The sequence below is a fragment of the Faecalibacter bovis genome (assembly GCF_017948305.1).
Classification (GTDB): Bacteria; Bacteroidota; Bacteroidia; order Flavobacteriales; family Weeksellaceae; genus Empedobacter; species Empedobacter bovis.
On sequence record NZ_CP072842.1, the window covers coordinates 1909558 to 1929183 of the forward strand.

Here is a 19626-nt window from a genome sequence, read left to right on the forward strand (position 1 = left end):
TTTATGAAAATTCTACACACTGCTGATTGGCACTTGGGTAAAAAATTGGATAACTTTTCTCGCTTGGATGAGCAGATTTTAGTAATGAACGAAATCGTCGAAATTGCCGAAGAGCAACAAGTCGATTTAGTTATAATAGCTGGTGATTTGTTCGATACATTTAATCCAAGCGTAGAAGCGGTCGAATTATTTTATATAACATTAAAACGATTAGCTAATAATGGCGAAAGACCTGTTATTGCAATAGGAGGTAACCATGATTCGCCAGATCGTATTGATGCTCCAGATCCATTGGCGCGCGAGTGTGGAATTATATTAATTGGTTATCCAAATGCAGTGATTAACCCATTTCAATTAAATGGATTTAAAATCACGCAATCAGATGCTGGGTTTATCGAGTTACAGCTTAAAAATTCTGATACTCCAATTAGAATTATACATACAGCTTATGCGAATGAAGTTCGTTTAAAGCAATATTTTGGTGAAAATAAAGACGAAGAATTAAACAAAGTTTTAAAACATCAATGGAATACGATTGCCGAAAAATATTGTGACGAAAACGGAATCAATTTGTTGGTTGCTCATTTATACATGAACAGTCAAGGTACTGCAATTTTATTGGAAGAACCAGAAGGTGAGAAACCTATCAAAATTGGAAATGCGGATTTAGTGTTTTCAGATGCAATTCCGAGTCAAATACAATATACGGCTTTGGGACATTTGCATGGATTTAATAACGTTGGTACGGCGGAAAAACCTATTGTTTACTCGTCATCTCCGTTGTGTTACAGTTTTTCAGAAGCGGGACAAACAAAATATGTTTCTATCATTGATGCAGAACCCAATCAAGTTGTGAAATTTGAAAAAATTGCATTAAAAAATGGTCGACCTTTAATTCGAAAAAAGTTTGATAATATCGATAGCGCAGTTTCTTGGTTAAATGAAAATCAAAACACATTGGTTGAATTAACCTTAGAAAGTGATACATTTTTAAAGACTGATGATCGTAAATTAATCTATCAATCACATGATGGAATTATTCATTTAATTCCTAAGATTAAAAATAATCAAGTTGAAAATCCAATTCATACAGATATTAATTTAGATAAGGATATGAAAGAACTTTTTAAGGATTATTTTAAATCCAAAAACGGAAATCAAGATCCAAATGATGAGATTGTTGATTTATTTAATGAAGTGATGAATTCTTAAAATTCATTCTCAACTGTTTTTAAAGCATATTTTCATTTTCCAATTTTAATTACCTATGATACCTGTTCAACTTACGATAGAAGGATTATATTCTTACCAAGAAAGACAAACAATAGATTTTACAAACCTGATTGATGCCGGATTATTTGGGATTTTCGGAGCAGTTGGTTCTGGAAAATCATCAATTTTAGAAGCAATTACCTATGCTTTATATGGGGAAACTGAACGATTAAATGTGCGTGATAAACGTACGTATAATATGATGAATTTAAAATCGAATCGTTCTTATATCGAATTTGATTTCATCAATCATGAAAATAAAATATTTCGAATTACAAGAGATTTTAAAAGAAATTCTAAAAGATTTGAAGATGTAAAATCTCCAGTGGTAGTTTTTTCAGAGCTAAAAGATGAAGTTTGGGTACCATTAAACCATACTAGCGCAGAAGAATTACTGGGATTAAGTTACTCGAATTTTAAGCGCACGATAATTATTCCTCAAGGTCAATTCAAAGAATTTATTGAATTAGGAGCAAAAGATCGAACGCAAATGATGAAGGAAATTTTTAATCTTCATCGATTTGATTTACAAGATAAAGTTGCGGTTTTAGTTAAGAAAAATCAATCGGAAATTGATCAATTACAAGGTAAATTATCAGGTTTTGAGGAAGTTTCGGAAGATTATATAAATGAATTACAACTTCAGTTAATTGAACTTGAAAAGGTCGCCGAAAAACATCAAGTTGAATATACGGAAGCGAATGAAAATTTTCAGAAATTAAAAGCTTTAAAAAATGATTTTGAAAGCTTAAAGCAAAAGAAAATTAGTTTCGAACAACTGTCAGTTGATAAAGTTTTGGTGGATGAACGCAAAGTTCAATTAGAAAAATATGAATTGATTTTTAATGCATTTAATCAATTATTGTTGGATCAATCAAAAGTTCAAAAAGAAATTGAACTTAAGAATGCTACGATTGAATCTCAAAAGAATCAATTACAATTAATCGAGAATCAGATTACAGAAGTTTCGAATCAAATTAAAGAAATTCAAGCTGATTTTGATGCGTTGCCAATAAAACTAAAACAGGAAATTGATTTAGAATTTATCATTCAGATTTTAACTTTTTTGGAAGAAATTAAAGTTTTAAAAATTAGAACTGAAAAAGGTTTAGAAAAAGTTGTTGAGGTTAAACAAAATGAAGAATTAATCGAGAAAAATATCAAAACTTTAGAAAGTGATATTAAATCTTTAACTAAAAATAAAATTGATTCTACAATTTTGATGGAAGTTGGAAATTGGTTTAATCAGAATCAAAATATTCAACTTTCAATTCAAAAACAAGAACAAAAATTAGCTGATTCTCAAAAGCAAATCGAAACGCTTGTCCAAGATTTAGCCAATCAAAATATAAAAATTGATTCTTTCGAAAATGATTTTAAATCAAAATTTGAAGAATTAGAAACTCAGAAAAACGCTTACGAAAAACTTAAGCACGAGATCGAAGTAAAGAAGAAGATTTCGGAATACGCACACAGTTTACATGATGGAAAACCATGTCCGTTATGTGGTTCAGAAAATCATCCGAACGTCGTTGAAATTGATGATGTAACAACGGAATTACATGAAATTTCGAAGTTAATTGCTCATGTTATTTCTGAACAAGAAAAACTTAGAATTCAACAACAAAATGTGCATTCAATTTTCAATAAAAAACAATTGATTGAAGAGCAGTTGAGTTTAGATAAAAATAATTTTACAGAATTAGTAAATCAATTCAATACTCATCAAGAAGGGTTTGTTTGGAAAGATTTTGATTCTAAAGATTTTGCCAATTTTGAAGAAAGAAAAAATGCTTCTTTAGAAATTGAAAAATTGATTACTGAGAAAAATAACTTACTGACTGAACAACGTGAATTGTTTGAAAAGGAGCGTGTGAATTTAGAGAAATTTACGAAAGCTTTGGAGCAATTTAAATTAGAAGAAGCTCAAAAAGAATCTCAAATTCAGCAGAATAAACAAAATTTAAAAATATTGAATTTTGAAGATTTTAATTCAGAAACGATAGAAAATGTTCAAAATAAATGGCGAAATTTAAAGTTATTTATTCAAAAAACGGAGTTAGATTATACACGTTTTAATCAAAATTTAAATGAATTAAAACCCAAATTAGCATCGCAAAAAACTTCGATTGATTCTTTAGAAAAACAAATAATAGAACTGAATCAAGAGTTAGTTGCACATACATCTGGAATAGAAAAAGCGTTGATTCAAAATCAATTCGATTCTTTAGAAATCGTTCATCAAACTTTACAATTAAATTTAAATATTTCACAAATTCGACAAGAATTGGAAGATTTTAGAGTGAAATATGAAACTTTAAAAAATTCGATTGAAGAGTTAGAAGAAAAACTGAAATCTATTTCTTTTGATGATGAAGCCTATCAAATTGAGGAAGAAAAATTAAATGTAATCACATCAAATTTAAAAGAAGCGACGGAAGCTGTTACCAAATTAAAAACAGGAATTGAAATTCTGAAAGAATCTTTTGAGGCAAAAAAAGATTTGTTGAAGGAAATGGATAAATTACAAAAACGTGCTGCGAATTTAGCAATATTGAAAAATATGTTTAATGCAGCTGGGTTTGTGCAATATGTTTCGTCTATTTATCTAAAACAATTATGTGATAATGCAAATATTCGATTCCATCGAATGACCAGAAATCAGTTGAGTTTACAGATCAATGAAAACAACGATTTCGAAATTGTTGATTATTTAAACGAAGGCCGCGCTCGTAGCGTTAAAACTTTATCTGGAGGTCAGGCGTTTCAGGTTTCGCTAAGTTTGGCGTTAGCATTAGCTGAAAGTGTACAATCGAATTCGAAGGCAGAACGAAATTTCTTTTTTATTGATGAAGGTTTCGGAACGCAAGATGCTGAAGCAGTAAATATTGTTTTTGAAACGTTAAATCATTTACATAAAGAGAATAGAATAGTTGGTATAATTTCGCATGTAGAAGAGCTGAAAGAACGAATTCCTGTTTCGTTGAATATTGTTAAAGACGAAGAAAAAGGAAGTAAAATAACAATGATAAAATAAAAAACCTTCAACAATTTTGTTGAAGGTTTTTTATTTTATCCGAATATTACGTGGTAAACATCGTTGTTGTTTCTTGGTATATTTCTACATTCAAATCCACCAGGTTGTGAAATAATTTCAACTAAATCAAAAGATTTACAACTTTTTGGTAATCCCTTAAAAAATAAGGTAAAATGCAAGGAAGAACCTTCAGGAATATACGTCCAATTCGGAGCCATTGTAATCCCTTCCGAATGTACCAATTGATAACGAATTCCAGTTGCATTATCAATAATATAGGTGCTTGGCCATATACGAGCCGCATCAGCAAATTCTGTACAATCCATGTGACAATGTACAATAACTTGCGATTCTTCTTCAATTTGTGTTAAAAGCTCAGTAGCGATAAAAACTTCTCTTTCTAACTCAATTTCAGGCATTATTTAGCAATTTTTTTGATGTATAATTCTTCCACTTCTTTACGCGCCCAATCTGTTTTGCGTAAGAATTTTAATGATGATATTAAGCTTGGGTTTTCGTTAAAACATTTAATTTTAACTTCTTTTCCAAGTCCTTCCCAACCACCGTAGTACAATACCAAAGCTTCAATAATATCATCTAATCTTTTGCCGTGCAATGGATTGTTTTTTTGTTCCATAATTCAATAATATCTACAAATTTACGAAAAATATAATCAAGCTTATTTTAAGATAAACTCAATTTCTTTAATTATTTCTTGGTTATCCGCTTCGATAAAATCACGTTTCATTTGATAGAAAATCACACCAGAATCGTGAGTCACTTGAAAAATTTTACTGATATAATCAAAGTTTTTAATCTGATCCATTTCTTTCACTTCTTTCGAAATGATAGTTTCTAAAGTTGATTTAATCTCGCCAATAAGATTATTTTCATCAGGAATTGTTTCGGTGTAAAGTGAGTATGTTTTATCTTCTTCATCTACACTTTCTAATTCGACTAATTGTTTGTAAAGAATTCTATTTTTTGTAATAGGATTTATATTTTCAAACTCATATTCGTGTGGTTTTCCTAATTCTAATGAATGACCATAAAAAAAGTGAAAAGTATTAATTTTATTAACTGCAAATTGTGTAATTACTTCTTCGTTTTGCATTAATAATTTAGAAGCATCCTCAACTTCTTTTCTAACTTTTTTATCGGTAATGGATTCTAACATCATATCCATCGCACGTTTATTAAAATCTACAATTTCATCGATATTTAATAATTCTACGAAAGAACCAAACTCGTCTGTTTTATATTTAAAAACAAAATTTCCAACTTTATGATTCGCAACTAATTGAGCAAGTTGAGGTGGATAATCCGATAAATCAGGCGTGTTTTCCCAATGAATTGTATAAGAAGTAGAATCTTGATCAACGATTTTAATCTTTACATCAAACTTTTTGTCTTTGGTAATAACCGTATCGTTTTTATTAATTTTATATTCTTTTTCAAGTTGTTTGTAATTATATTCTTCACCTTTTTCCCAGTATGCAATAACATTTGCCTTATTTTCTTCTTTAATAAATTGGGCATTTGCTATACAGGTAAATAGTATAAATAATATTGGAAGATATTTTTTCATCAGAATTCGTTTATAGAGTATTAAAACAAAATTATTTTTGTTTTGTTATCAAGTTTAAAATACGTTTTTAATCAATAAAGGAATTATAGTAATTTCATTATTGTGAGCATAAAATTAAGTTAAATATTTAATTAAGAATTAGAGCTTGCTGATAAAAACTTCAGGTTGTTGTATTTTTGTACAAATTTTTAGAAATGAATACTCCTGAAAATAAGGGAAAGTTAAAAAAATTACATTCGAGAAATAGACATTTAGCGTCTTATAATTTCGATAAATTAGTAGCTATTTATCCTCCTTTAAAACAATATATAATTCCAAATAAATCTGGTGAACCAACTATTAATTTTTCTAATAGAGATGGTGTTAAAGCGTTAAATAAAGCGTTACTAAAAACGTATTACGATATTGATTATTGGGAATTACCAGCTGATAATCTATGTCCTCCAATTCCTGGTCGTGCAGATTACATCCACTACATTGCTGATTTACTTGGCGAAAGTAATGGAGGAATTATTCCACGAGGAAAAGACGTTAAAGTTTTAGATGTTGGTGTTGGAGCGAATTGTATTTACCCGATTGTTGGAAATTACGAATATGATTGGAATTTTGTTGGAGCTGAATTAGATTATCAGTCATATAAAAATGCATCAGAAATTGTTCGTAAAAATGCTCGTTTACGTAATAAAGTTGAGATTAGAATGCAATATAATCCAACGAATATCTTTACAAATATTGTAAAACAAGGAGAAAAATTTGAAATTTCGATTTGTAATCCTCCGTTTTTCAAGTCAAATAAAGAGGTGATGGAGCAAACGATGCGTAAATTGAAAAATTTAGGGAACAAATCCGATCAAAAACCAATTCAGAACTTTGGTGGTAATAACTCTGAGTTATGGTGTAGAGGAGGGGAGCGTGTTTTTATTTCGAATATGATTAAGGAAAGTGAAAAGTATAAACATCAATTTAGATGGTTTACAACTTTAGTTTCTCGTAAAGAAAATTTACATCCTCTTAAAAGCATGTTAGAACGTGTAAAAGCTAGAGAAGTTCGTGTGATTAATATGGAGCAAGGAAATAAAATAACTCGTTTATTAGTCTGGAGATTTTAATCTTAATATAATTAATCCTAATTTGTAATGAATTAGGATTTTTTCTTAAAAAGCTATGGAGTATTTAATTTATATTTTAATCGGTATCAATTTAATTACCTATTTGATTTTCGGAATTGATAAAGTAAAAGCCAAAAATAAATCGTGGAGAATTCCAGAAAAGACATTATTTTTTCTAGCATTTATTGGAGGAAGTTTGGGAGCTATAATTGGAATGACACAATTTAGACATAAAACGCAGAAATCTGATTTTAAATCTATCATTTACTTGATTGTTTTTATACAAATAGCTTTGATTTCGTTTATAGGTTATCAATTCTTTAAACAATAAAAAAATCCGATTCTATTGAATCGGATTTTTATGTTTAATATTTATTATTTGAAGTATGCATCAGAAGTACGAGCTGGTCCTTTAACCTCTGGCCAAGTCATTTGTTTACCGTCACGACCGTTTGGTAATACACGACGATCACGATTAACTAATTTTTCTTCTTGATCAGCCATATAAACTAAAGAAGCTGCTAAAATTGCATTACTTTGAATTTCTTCAAATACAATCTTATCATAAGTATCTTTGTTTGTGTGCCAAGTATATGTACCGTAACCCCAGTTTAAAGAGCTTAACATAAATCCTGGTATACCTGCAGCTACGAAAGAAGAGTGGTCAGATCCACCACCACTTGGTAATCCTGGATAATCCGTTTTGATGTGTTTTGTAATATCGTTTGGAACTCCAGCTAACCAACGTGTCATGTATTCGTAAGATTCTTTAAATCCAGATCCGTTAATATTAACTACACGACCAGTTCCGTTATCTAAATTGAAAACTGCTTGAGTGTTTTTTACAATTTCTGGATGATCTTCAACAAATGCACGAGAACCGTTTAAACCTTGTTCCTCAGAACCCCATAAACAGATTAAAATTGTACGTTTATTATTTGGATATAATTTTTTGATTGTACGAATCGCCTCCATCATTGCAACAGTTCCAGTTCCGTTATCAGTTGCACCTTGTGCACCGTCCCAAGAATCGAAGTGAGCAGATAAAATGATGTATTCGTTTGGTTTTTCAGTACCTTTAATTTCACCTACAACATTGTACGCTTTTGTAACTCCGTTGTGTTTTGATTGTGCATTTAAAGTAATTTTAGGAGCCTTTCCATTTTCAGCTAAACGGTATAACATTCCGTAATCTTCATTAGAGATGTCAATCATCGGAATATTCTTAGTTTTAGCACCAAAAATACGGTTAGCACCCATAATTCCTGTCCAATAAGAAATTGCAACAGCAGCAGCACCGTTTTGCTCTAAAACAACTGGTAATGTATTGTTATTGTATCCTGTTAATTTAATTGAATTTGCCCAAGCTTCATTATCAGCTTTACGTTGTGCAGTTACTTTATCGTATAATTCTTCAGTTCCAAATTCTTTATATTGGTAATCTGAACGACCGTAACGTTGATTTTGTGACATTAAAACAATTTTACCTTTAACTTTAGGTAACCAAGCTCTAAATTCAGCTTCTGAAGTAAAAACTGGCATGGCAATAACTTCTGCGTTAATTGGTTTTTTAGTTGCTGGTGACCATGCTAATTGAGTAGCTTCAATATTTTTTGCTCTTGGAAAAGTCATATCAACATGTGTTAATCCGCGTTCCCATGCTTTCCAAGTACCGTAGTCTTCACGACGAGATGTAATTCCCCAACTGTTAAAAGTTTTCATAGCCCAATCTGCAGCTTGATCCATTTGTGGTGAACCAACTAAACGAGGTCCAATTCCGTCTAATAATTCGTGCGAAATTTTCTCTAATTGATTATTGTTTTTGATTTCAGAAACAAATTTCTCAATCGTAGGATCTAGTTTTTGTTGTGGCGCAACTTGTGCTTGTAACGTTATAGCAGATCCGAATATGGCTGCATAAGTAAGTGAATTAATTAACTTCATGTGTATTATTTTTAGCTAAAATAAATGAATAGTAATGGATTTAAAAAGATTTTTGATAAAAATTATAAATTCTTAAGCTCTATTGATAAAATATGACTTGGAATGAAAACAATCTAACTTTTTATCATTTAGAACGATAATAGTAATTGAAGTTATTTTAATAACTATTATTGACTTTTATGAACTACTTTCAAATTTCCGTTTTAAATAATTTTAATATTTTTTGGCAAGTACTTTGTTACTTAATCATAAAATATTTTAATGAAGAAATTTCTTTTATTATCGTTTATTTCGATTTGTTTAGGTTGTTCCAATAACAACAAACAATCGACTGATATTTTTACAAATGAGGATAAAATTTCTTCTACATCAAAAGAGTTAAATTTTGAAATTGCATCCAATTATTTTGTGAAAAATAATTTCAATTCTAATCTAATTGATAAATCATACATAGATTCTGAAACTGTTTTTAATAGTGTTTTTGGTGTAGCCAGAACGATGTCTTCTGAAAGTGTTCCTACTTTAATTGATTTTAATACAGATATTGTAATTCCAATTATTTTGGAACAAACTAATATAGGTTCGACAATATCCGTAGATAGTATTAGAATGAATGGAAATATTATGAATATCAATTATACTGTTACAGAAATTAAACCAATTTCTTATATCATTCAACCAAGTGAGGTTATAATAATTAAAAAGAAAGATATTCTTGATTTTAATAATCTTCAATTACAATTTAAAAAGACAGTAAAAATGTTATAATCAATTTTAGTTAATTGTCTTAGTAATGCGTATTGTACAAAGCTACAATACGCATTGTTGTTTTTCATTGCAAATTGTATTTTGAATAAGCGGTATTGAATACCTAATTTTAAGTAGGGAATAAGTACTATTTCAATCCTTTTTAATTCAATATATATTTGCTGTAAAGATGTAGGTAATTAATTATGATTGAGGAGAATTAGTAATTAGATTTTAGTTTTTTCATTGAAGTTTTAGATAAGTATCAATAGTACAATAACCAACCTATACCTAATTGTATAAAAGCATTACTTATTGAAGTTGAATTTAAACTAATTCTATTAATCAAAATAAATTAAGGAATTTAACAATCACTCCAACAATTATCCTTGTCTTTCTGTAAGGAAAGTACCTTATAAATCAGATTTTATATCGTTATTAATGCATAGTATAAATGTTTTTATCGGGAAAAAATTAGATTTAAAGGTATTTTACCTAGCAGAAAATTATGAATTTAAATTTTATTGAATTTCAACATTTGGTTAGTCAAGTACAAGAAATTATGCAAAATTTAACTGTGGTTCTTTATCAATAATTTTGCAACATAAAGATGATAAATTAGGAAATAGATTTGTAAAGCAATAAACTAAACCTATGATTAAACTATAAAAAGCACAATTCAGTTCTTAATCTCATCTTTAATTTTTTTTATCAAGTTGGGATTTACACGAATACTCTCCAAAGTGTTCTAGATCTCAATAAAAATGAAAGGTTTAGCAATCATCATAAAGTTTAGCTAACCATATTTAGTTGATTTTCAATAGATATAGAAATGACAATTTTTTAAACACTAATTAATTCATTTTTATATAAGGATTTAAATGGTAGGAGTGATTGTTTATCTATTTCTATTTTCAAGAAGTTAAAATTATATTAGATATTAAAATAAATTTATTTCAGTTTGAAAATTTCAATTGAAGTAAACAAATTTATAAGTCTACTTTAAGATATTAAAGTCTACATAATTGAATAATTAGTAGTTTTATATTTAGTTACTATTAGTATTAGGGTACATTAAAGTGTATCCTTTTTTTATAAGCTATAATTAAATAAAAAAACCGACTCTCAAAAGAATCGGTTATATTTTATAAATAAATGAAACTATTATTTAAAGATAGTATTTAGCGTTTGTGCTAAACGTAAACCTCCTTTTAATAACTGTTGTTCCATGTTATATTTGTTATCATAGTGGTAATTGTAACCTAATTTATCGTCCATTTTCACGGTCTTATAAATTACATTTGCTTTTTGGTAAGAATCATAAATCCAATCTGCAAAAGTACCTTCTTGCATTTTTTTACGATCATTTTTAGTTACAATATCTAAAACCTCAGCATATTCTGTATAAGAATAGTTTTCGTAATCTACCAATTTAGAATCCCAAACAGTGTGGATATTAGTTGTATCACGGAACCAACTAACTTTAATTTTGTTACCTCCTAAATCTTCCTCACGTCCTACATGCATTGGTTGATGTGCATCACCCATAATGTGGATTAAGAAATATAAATACTCTTGTTTCTTTTCAAGAGTTAATTCTTTATTATTTTTTAATTCATTAATTAAAAATAAACCTTTCTTGTACATGTTTTCATCAGCTGTACTTTCAATAGCAACATTGTATTGCTCACGGCTCATGTCTCCAGGTATATTTACATAATGGCAAGCGTCTGCGTGTTTCCAGCTTTTGTCTGATTTAATAAAATCTGGCCAGTTTGCCCAATATGCTAATTTTTGAGGACCAATAATTTTAGTTACCTCTTTACGAGCTTTATTAGTCAAGTTATTATCAGCAATTTCTGCAACAACTCTGTGTCCTGTCATTCCCCATGCAGCTGCTTCAGTAGATAGCAATAAACATGTTAATGCGAATGCACTTGTAACTAATTTTTTCATGTATTGTTAAATAATTTGGTGCAAATGTAAGCTTTATCAATTCGATTTTAACAAGGTTTGATAGGATGATTGAATTATTTTATAAAAAAAATAAAAATTTAACATTTCGTTTACATCATTGATGATTAGTCGCTTTCATGTTAATTTCAAGTGCTTTTTAAACAAAAGTATTAAAAATAATTCAGTACTTTGTTTTGCATAATACTATAATTTTCACATATATTTGTATAACAATTTAAAACACAGATAATGAATATAGAGAAAACAAAAGTTCAGATGCGCAAAGGTGTTCTGGAATATTGTATTCTTAGCATTATTAAAAAAGGTGATGCTTATGCATCAGATATCATTGACGAACTAAAAAAAGCGGAAATGATTGTTGTTGAAGGAACTTTATATCCTTTATTAACAAGATTAAAAAATGATAACCTTTTGCAATATCGTTGGGAAGAATCTACAGCAGGGCCACCTAGAAAATACTATGCACTAACTGACGAAGGTGAAACTTTCCTCAGCGAATTAGCAGATACATGGAATCAATTGATTGAAGCAGTTGGTAAAGTAACTAAAGAAACACATAAAAATGGATAAAACAGTATCAATAAGTCTTGGAGGATTTTCATTCATAATCGATGAAAATGCTTACTCAAAATTAAATACCTATTTACAGGATGTTAGGAATTCGTTACGTGGTACAGAAGGGATTGAAGACATTATTGAAGATGTTGAAATCCGTATTTCAGAGTTATTTCGCGAACGTAATAAATACAAAGAAGTTATTAGTAACGACGATGTTGATTTCGTAATCGCTACCATGGGACATCCAAATCAATATAAAGTTGAAGAAGATGAATTCGAAAGTGAAAATACAACGTCAAATTCTGCTTATAACAATTCAACTTATGGTCCACAAAACCAAAGAAGATTATTTCGTGATCCAGACGATAAAATAATTACAGGTCTTTCAGCTGGTTTAGCCCACTATTTAGGTTTAGATCCTTGGGCAGTGAGAGCAACTTGGTTAGTTTTAGGGATTTTAGGAATTTTCACAGCAGGAGTTTCATTTTTATTAGTAGTTTTTTGCTATTTCATTTTATTAATATTTGTTCCGAAGGCACAATCAACTTCTGAAAAGTTGCAGATGTACGGAAAACCAGCGAATATTGATACGATAAAAAAAAACGTCGAACAGGCGGGTGAAGCCGTAGTTTCTGGTGGACGAGAAATTAGTAATAAATTAGGAGGAGCTTTCGGAGTTTTTGGTAAAATGTTACTTTGGTTTATTGGATTCTTGATACTATGTATTGGAATTGGATTAATCATCGGAGGTTTCGCATTGTTTTTCACAACTTGGACTGAAATGCCAACAGAATTATTCGGTTATTTAGTCGAGGAAGAATGGATGAGTATTACATCTAAAATATTAGGTGGTTTATTATTAGTAATTCCAGGAATTTTATTCACAGTTTTAGGCGTTCGTTGTTTTACAAATTTTAAGGCGAGTAAATCTCTAATTTTCGGTTCTATTGCTGTATGGTTTGTAGCGCTATTCGCGATTATTGGTATTTCTTTATCTACGGCAAGTAAATTTAGAAATTCGGTAGAAACAACAAAAGAACAAACGATGAATATCGCATCGGATACGTTGGTCGTAAATTTTAAAGAACATAGTGCCAAAAACTATAAATACAAAACATTTAATGATATTGATCAATTGATTGATGAAGAAGGAAATTTAATAATTCCTATTCGTGATGAGTTTGATATTAAAGAAAGTTTTGATAATTCTTTCAGAATTGAAGTCAAATATTCATCTAAAGGAGGAAGTAATGTAGAGGCTAAGAGGAATTTAGAATCAATAGTTTATAATTACGAAATTAATGGTAATGAATTAAACTTAGACGAGTTCATTAAAATTCCTAAAAATGGAAAATTCAGAAATCAAACAGTAGACATCACATTATTTGTCCCAGCGAATAAATATGTTCATGTACGAAAAGCTGAATCAGTTCATGTATATTCAGGTGGAAATTACGATTCAGAAGAATATTATTATGATATACACAATAAATTATACCTAAATAATGGTAGAAATATTGTATGTTTGAATTGTGAAAATGAGGATTCTCATGACCATGAAAATTATGATACTTACAATAACGATGGTAGCGTAAATATTAAAATTAATGATGGTACTGATTCTGCAAAGGTAATAATCGACCAAAACGGAATTAGAGTAAAAGGGAAAGATGGATCTGTAGGTATAAACGTAGATTCAAATTCTAAATCAAAAAATAGAAACAACCAAATAAACTATAAAGATGATACAGATTCTATTAACATTAACTACAGAAATAATTAAAACAATTGTTACTTTCTTTATTTAAGAAATTAAAAATATAACTTTTAATATTGAAAAGGATAGCTTTATAGCTATCCTTTTTTTGATTTAAATTGTAAAATAATTCTATTTTTATATGAATGTATAATTACATTTACAAACCTCTTAAAATGTGTATCGAATGAAAAAGTTTATCGGTAAATTAATGTTAAGTACAATAGGATGGAAGCTAGATAATCATTTAGATTTATCTAAAGTGGATAAATGCGTTTTAGTTTGCGCTCCGCATACGTCCAATTGGGATTTTTATTTCACAATTGCTGCATTTTGGCAGATGGGAATTCCGATGAAAATGTTTATCAAAGATGCATGGACAAAACCTTGGTACGGATATTTTATCAAACAATTAGGAGGTATTGGGATAGATCGTACACAAAGACATAACATGGTAGAATTTGCAACAGGAATTTTAAAAAATACAGATCAATTGTATTTGATAAACACGCCTGAAGGAACACGTTCTTATGCTGAAAAATGGAAAACAGGTTTTTATCATATTGCAAAATCTGCTCAAGTTCCTATTGTTTTGGCTTATTGTGATTATAAAAATAAGCGTGCGGGAATATCTAAAATTGTTGAAGTAAATGACAGACCATTAAATGATATTTTAGATGAAATTGAAAAATTTTACCAAAATATCAATGCTAAATATCCAGAATTATATAACAAAAAAATCTATTAATATGTCTTTTGAAAAAGCTGTTGAAAGTTTAAATAAAATGTCAGAGAATACATTAGTATCTCATTTAAATATAAAATTTTACGAAGCTGGCGAAGATTATTTAAAAGCAAGTATGCCGGTAAACGCTAATGTTCATCAACCTTTTGGTTTGTTACACGGTGGCGCTTCTGTTGTTTTGGCAGAAACTTTAGGAAGTTCTTTGTCTAACTATATTTTAAATGATCCTAACGCAGTTGCAGTTGGACAACAAATTGATGCAAATCATCTTCGTTCGAAGCGAGATGGAACAGTGTTTGGTCACGCCACTGTTGTAAAAAAGGGTAGAACTTCTCATTTGATTAAAATTGAAATTACAGATGAAGAAGGTAAATTAATTTGTTATTCTCACATTACAAATGCAATCATTAAAAAACCAAGTACAAAATAATTTTCAGGAAAAATTCCAAGAAGTTATTGCCAATAAACACTCGTTTTTAATTTTTAGACAGCCAAATTCTACTGAAGTTGAATTATGGTTAGATGATGATAAATCAAGCCAAAATCAATTTGTTTTTCATCGTTTTGATGATGCTCAACATTTAGTTTTTTCTTCTGCATTGGTAGAAAAAATTGCAATAGATCAGTTAATCGAAACTGATTTTTTTCCGTTAGAACCTTCAACAACTAACGAAGCAATTTCTTACGAAAATTACTTGAGTTTAATTTCAAAAACGGTTGATGAATTAAAAGCATCTACAATTGATAAAATTGTAATTTCAAGGATAAAAGAGATAAAAAATGAAGGTGTAAATTTGATTAAAACGTTCAAAAATCTACACCAAAATTATCCAAAAGCATTTGTTTATATCTGGTTTACAAAAGAAAATGGATTATGGATTGGCGCTTCGCCTGAATTGTTGTTAGAAGAAGAAAACCTTTTGGTAAAAACGGTTTCTTTAGCGGGTACACTTCCTAAAGAAGAAGAATGGACAGCAAAAGAAATTCATGAACAGCAAGTTGTGACAGATTATATCGTTTCTAATTTACATGATGCAAAATCAGTTTCAGTTGATGGGCCACATACAGTTGATGCAGGATTTTTTAATCATTTAAAATCTTACATTTCTGCTGAGGTTTGTGATTATGAGAAGGTTAATGAAATTTTAAATCGTTTGCATCCAACACCAGCTGTTTGTGGAATGCCAAAACAAGAAGCTAAGGATTTTATATTAGCAAATGAAGGATATGATCGAAAATTTTATGCAGGTTATTTTGGTTTCAAAACGCCTCATAAATCATTGTACTTCGTCAATCTAAGATGTGCACAGATTTTTTCTGATGTAGTAAAATTGTATGTTGGTGGAGGAATTATGCCAGATAGTAATCCTGAAAAGGAGTGGAGAGAAACTGAATTAAAATCAAAAACAATCGGCAACCATTTGGTTACCGATTAGTATTATTTCTTTTTTGAAATGTCTTGATATAAAGAACGAATAATTCCGTCTGAAAGTCCAATTTTCGGTACGTGAATTTTCGTTGCTTTTGACCATTTTAACACATTTGTATAAATTTCTAAGGCATATACAACAACATCTGCGCGGTCAGGCTTCATATTGAAGTTTTGCATACGTTCATCAGCAGTCATTGTTTGTAAAATCTTATAATGCTTCTTAACGTAAGCTGCTCCTAACGGAACCCCAATTTTTACACCAGAATATTTGTAAACGTGGTTAATATTTCCACCCGAACCTATAAGTTCGATTTCTTCGTTGTTTACATTTTCCTTTAACCAAGCTTCCATTTCTGGAAAAGTCTTCGGATCAACTCTATTGTCTAACAAACGAACCGTACCAACTTCAAACGATTTTGAAGCTGATATTTTATTGTCTTTTAATAAAGTTAATTCTGTACTACCACCACCAACATCAACGTATAAATAAGTTTTATTGTCTTTTACGAATGAACTTAATTCAGTTGAAAAAAGTAATTCGGCTTCAGTTTTTCCATTTATAATTTGAATATTTACACCACAATGTTCTTTTACTTTTTTGGCAACATCTTCACCGTTTATAGATTCGCGCATAGCAGAAGTAGCATACGCACGATATTCTTCGACTCCATACACTTTCATCATCAATGCATAGGAATGCATGGCGTCACAAATACGTTCTATATTCGTATCAGAAATTTTACCATCTGTAAAAACATCATGCCCTAAACGAATAGGCATGCGAACGATACTTGTTTTATTAAATACTGGAGCTTTACCTTCTTCTTCGTAAACAAAATTGATTAGTAATCGCATTGCATTCGATCCGATGTCGATCGCTCCAAGTTTCCTAATTTTCATTTATATCCTCATTTAATTGTTGTAAATATTCATACGTAGAGAATTGTGAACGGTTAAAACGTTCTTCATCTTGGCGGTATGTTAATGAACTGTTTTCATCAATAATTCTGGCTTTAACATTATCATTAAAACTCAAATTAAATGTATCGATGATTATTTTTTTAATATTTTGATCATAGATCGGACAAGCAACTTCTACACGATAATCAAGATTTCTCGTCATCATATCGGCAGATGAAATGTACACTTTATCTTCACCAGCATTTTTAAACCAATAAACTCGTGGATGTTCCAAGAACTTATCAATTACACTTACACATTCAATGTTTTCTGAAAGACCAATCTTTCCTGGAATTAAACAATTGATTCCACGAACAACCAATCTTATTTTCACACCTTTTTGCGAAGCTTTATATAATAAATCAATTATTTCTTTATCTGCTAAACTATTCAATTTCATGTTGATTTCAGCCTCTAAACCACTTTTTTGATTTTTAATTTCTCGTTTAATCGCCTTAATAATTTTGTTTCTCGTTCCGTGTGGAGAAACGATTAAATGATGATACGTTTGAATTAAATAGTTTTTGTCAAAAAAGTTAAACACTTGATCAATTTCCTTCGTAATTCCAGGATTTGAAGTGATATAAGTATAATCTGTATACATTTTAGCTGTTTTTGCGTGGAAATTTCCAGTACTAATAATGGCAAATTTTTCAGCAATTCCTTCTTCAGGTAAACGCTCGATGTATGCAATTTTTGAGTGAACTTTTAATCCAGGAACACCGAAAATTACGTTTACGCCAGCTTCTTGTAATTTTTTAGACCACATGGCATTGTTCGACTCATCGAAACGAGCACGTAATTCTAAAATAGCTGTTACTTCTTTACCATTCATCGCCGCATTTATAAGCGTATGCATCACTTGCGAATCTTTAGCAACACGATAAACAGTTAATTTTATTTTTTTGACTTTTGGATCAATTGCAGCTTCACGCAAAAATTTCAGTAATAAAGAATAATCGTGATATGGAGCAAAAATCATTTCGTCATTTTCTGTAAATGCTTGGAAATAACTTTTAAACTTGGTTGGTCTTTTTTGTACAATAGGTTTGATTTTATTGTACGTTAAACCTTGAATTCCGAAAGAAGGAAACCCAATTAAATCTCGTTTATTGTGATATTTTCCACCTGGAATGATACTGTCATAATCATCTAATCCTAACTTTTCTAAAAAATATTGAAGCGTGTCATCAGCAATTTCTCGGTCATAGACTAAGCGTACAGGATCACCTTTTTTACGCTCTTCTAAACTATGAATTACTTTTTCGTACAATGAATGTTCTAAATCATTATCAAAGTTTAACTCAGAATCACGCGTAATTTTAATCGAATGTGCTTCGATAGAATCATAATGAAACGTTCTAAAAATATCATTTAAATGGTAGCGAATTATATCTTCGATGTACATGATATAAAATTTTTCACCCCATTTTGGTAACAGAATAAAACGATCAAATAAATTAGTTGGTACGATAATTAAAGCATATTTAGCTTCGTCTTTTATCGTCATTTTTACAGCTAAATAGAATGAACCGTCACGTAATTGAGGGATTTTTATTTTATCATTTAAAACGAAAACACCAACGTTATGAATAAATTCGTCATTGAAATATTCAGTAATGAAGTCTTTGTATTTTAATGGTAAAGTTTTATCATCAATCACATAAATATTATGATCTTCTAATTTTTTAAATAAATCTTCATATAGTTGATCATATTTCTCACGCTGTTCTGTAACAATTGTATTAATTTCTTCAATTAATTCTTCGTCAGTTTGATCAGATACAATGTTACTATAAACTTTTTCCACGTCTTTTAACTGAATAGAGCGTAAAATAGCAGAATAACGAACAGAATAAAATTCGTCTAAGTTATTCGAGTAAATTCCTAAAAATCGAATTCTTTCCAGTAATGGTACATTTTCATCAGCGGCCTCTTGTAATACTCTCGCATTAAATTTTAGCCAACTAATGTCTCTATTGATGTATTTTTTCATTTATAATTCTTTAGGTAAGATCACGTGTTTTGTTGTTCCTCTAATAATATCATTCCAATTATCAGTCATAAATTCAATCCAAACAACGCCTGAAGTTGGAATATTAAGTATAAACTCAGATCCTAAATCATATGCAATATCCGTAAATGCTGGATTATGTCCAAAAATGATTAAATGATCTAATGCATTGTCAGTTGATTTTATCCAATTTTTTAGATTAAAATGTGAAAATGTATATAATTCACTATCAAATTGAATTTCGATTTTTGGAAAAACAATTTTTTTGGTGATCTCAGCAGTTTCTTTAGCTCTTGTAGCCGTACTTGAAAAAACATGTTGAGGCTCAAAATCTAAAATTTCAGCTAATTTATTTGCAGACAAATTAGTGCGCTCAATTCCTTTTTCATTTAATGAACGAAATTGATCAGAAAGACCTTCATCCCAACGACTTTTTCCGTGGCGAAATAAGATGAGTTTTTTCATAGAGGTTTGAATTAAAAAAGTC

Annotated in this window: 18 protein-coding genes; 10 read left to right on the forward strand and 8 right to left on the reverse strand. The window is 29.7% G+C overall.

All coding sequences use genetic code 11. The annotated features are described in order from the left end of the window. Positions 1-3: 3 nt before the first annotated feature. Together J9309_RS09185 and J9309_RS09190 are read left to right on the forward strand one after the other, a co-directional pair. The gene (locus tag J9309_RS09185; protein ID WP_230475584.1) at positions 4-1212 is read left to right on the forward strand and encodes a metallophosphoesterase family protein; all 1209 of its coding nucleotides are present in this window, start codon (positions 4-6) and stop codon (positions 1210-1212) included. A gap of 55 nt (positions 1213-1267) precedes the next feature. Continuing rightward, positions 1268-4309 carry an SbcC/MukB-like Walker B domain-containing protein gene (locus J9309_RS09190; protein WP_230475585.1) on the forward strand — a complete coding sequence of 1014 codons (3042 nt, stop codon included), beginning with the start codon at positions 1268-1270 and terminating at the stop codon, positions 4307-4309. Between the two features lie 35 nt (positions 4310-4344). Here the strand turns inward: J9309_RS09190 and J9309_RS09195 are convergent, their stop codons facing one another. From J9309_RS09195 to J9309_RS09205, 3 genes are read right to left on the reverse strand one after another with little or no spacing between them, the layout of a single operon-like run. Continuing rightward, positions 4345-4728, reverse strand: coding sequence for a hypothetical protein (locus tag J9309_RS09195; protein WP_230475586.1), 384 nt, complete (start codon positions 4726-4728; stop codon positions 4345-4347). Beyond that, positions 4728-4946: a VF530 family protein gene (locus tag J9309_RS09200; RefSeq protein ID WP_230475587.1), complete on the reverse strand. Its 219-nt coding sequence runs from the start codon at positions 4944-4946 to the stop codon at positions 4728-4730. The genes J9309_RS09195 and J9309_RS09200 overlap by 1 nt, the downstream gene beginning before the upstream one ends. A gap of 42 nt (positions 4947-4988) precedes the next feature. Further along, a complete protein-coding gene (locus tag J9309_RS09205; protein ID WP_230475588.1) occupies positions 4989-5897 on the reverse strand; it encodes a hypothetical protein in 909 nt (302 codons plus the stop codon). Positions 5898-6091: 194 nt separating this feature from the next. On the opposite strand from J9309_RS09205, the gene rlmF reads away from it, so the two are divergent. Then, positions 6092-7006: a 23S rRNA (adenine(1618)-N(6))-methyltransferase RlmF gene (gene rlmF, locus J9309_RS09210; RefSeq protein ID WP_230475589.1), complete on the forward strand. Its 915-nt coding sequence runs from the start codon at positions 6092-6094 to the stop codon at positions 7004-7006. Positions 7007-7061: 55 nt separating this feature from the next. Beyond that, the gene (locus J9309_RS09215; RefSeq protein ID WP_230475590.1) at positions 7062-7337 is read left to right on the forward strand and encodes a DUF1294 domain-containing protein; all 276 of its coding nucleotides are present in this window, start codon (positions 7062-7064) and stop codon (positions 7335-7337) included. Between the two features lie 44 nt (positions 7338-7381). On the opposite strand, the gene J9309_RS09220 is transcribed toward J9309_RS09215, so the two are convergent. Continuing rightward, positions 7382-8950: a M20/M25/M40 family metallo-hydrolase gene (locus J9309_RS09220; protein WP_230475591.1), complete on the reverse strand. Its 1569-nt coding sequence runs from the start codon at positions 8948-8950 to the stop codon at positions 7382-7384. A gap of 261 nt (positions 8951-9211) precedes the next feature. Between J9309_RS09220 and J9309_RS09225 the strand changes: the two genes are divergently transcribed. Next, positions 9212-9718 carry a hypothetical protein gene (locus J9309_RS09225; protein WP_230475592.1) on the forward strand — a complete coding sequence of 169 codons (507 nt, stop codon included), beginning with the start codon at positions 9212-9214 and terminating at the stop codon, positions 9716-9718. 1143 nt (positions 9719-10861) lie between these two features. On the opposite strand, the gene J9309_RS09230 is transcribed toward J9309_RS09225, so the two are convergent. Then, a complete protein-coding gene (locus J9309_RS09230; protein WP_230475593.1) occupies positions 10862-11653 on the reverse strand; it encodes a S1/P1 nuclease in 792 nt (263 codons plus the stop codon). 249 nt (positions 11654-11902) lie between these two features. Between J9309_RS09230 and J9309_RS09235 the strand changes: the two genes are divergently transcribed. From J9309_RS09235 to J9309_RS09255, 5 genes are all read left to right on the forward strand, one after another. Next, positions 11903-12244, forward strand: coding sequence for a PadR family transcriptional regulator (locus tag J9309_RS09235; RefSeq protein ID WP_230475594.1), 342 nt, complete (start codon positions 11903-11905; stop codon positions 12242-12244). After that, positions 12237-14015: a PspC domain-containing protein gene (locus tag J9309_RS09240; protein ID WP_230475595.1), complete on the forward strand. Its 1779-nt coding sequence runs from the start codon at positions 12237-12239 to the stop codon at positions 14013-14015. Before J9309_RS09235 ends, J9309_RS09240 begins: the two co-directional genes overlap by 8 nt. A gap of 160 nt (positions 14016-14175) precedes the next feature. Next, positions 14176-14736, forward strand: coding sequence for a 1-acyl-sn-glycerol-3-phosphate acyltransferase (locus J9309_RS09245; protein ID WP_230475596.1), 561 nt, complete (start codon positions 14176-14178; stop codon positions 14734-14736). Between the two features lies 1 nt (position 14737). After that, positions 14738-15163 carry a hotdog fold thioesterase gene (locus tag J9309_RS09250; protein ID WP_230475597.1) on the forward strand — a complete coding sequence of 142 codons (426 nt, stop codon included), beginning with the start codon at positions 14738-14740 and terminating at the stop codon, positions 15161-15163. Next, on the forward strand, positions 15132-16169 hold the full coding sequence (locus J9309_RS09255; protein WP_230475598.1) for an isochorismate synthase: 1038 nt from the start codon (positions 15132-15134) through the stop codon (positions 16167-16169). Before J9309_RS09250 ends, J9309_RS09255 begins: the two co-directional genes overlap by 32 nt. A 2-nt stretch (positions 16170-16171) precedes the next feature. On the opposite strand, the gene J9309_RS09260 is transcribed toward J9309_RS09255, so the two are convergent. From J9309_RS09260 to J9309_RS09270, 3 genes are read right to left on the reverse strand one after another with little or no spacing between them, the layout of a single operon-like run. Next, positions 16172-17065 (reverse strand): Ppx/GppA phosphatase family protein, encoded by an 894-nt coding sequence (locus tag J9309_RS09260; protein ID WP_230475599.1) that lies wholly within the window; start codon positions 17063-17065, stop codon positions 16172-16174. After that, the gene (ppk1, locus tag J9309_RS09265; protein WP_230475600.1) at positions 17055-19121 is read right to left on the reverse strand and encodes a polyphosphate kinase 1; all 2067 of its coding nucleotides are present in this window, start codon (positions 19119-19121) and stop codon (positions 17055-17057) included. Before ppk1 ends, J9309_RS09260 begins: the two co-directional genes overlap by 11 nt. After that, positions 19122-19604 carry a SixA phosphatase family protein gene (locus J9309_RS09270; protein ID WP_230475601.1) on the reverse strand — a complete coding sequence of 161 codons (483 nt, stop codon included), beginning with the start codon at positions 19602-19604 and terminating at the stop codon, positions 19122-19124. Positions 19605-19626: the final 22 nt, after the last annotated feature.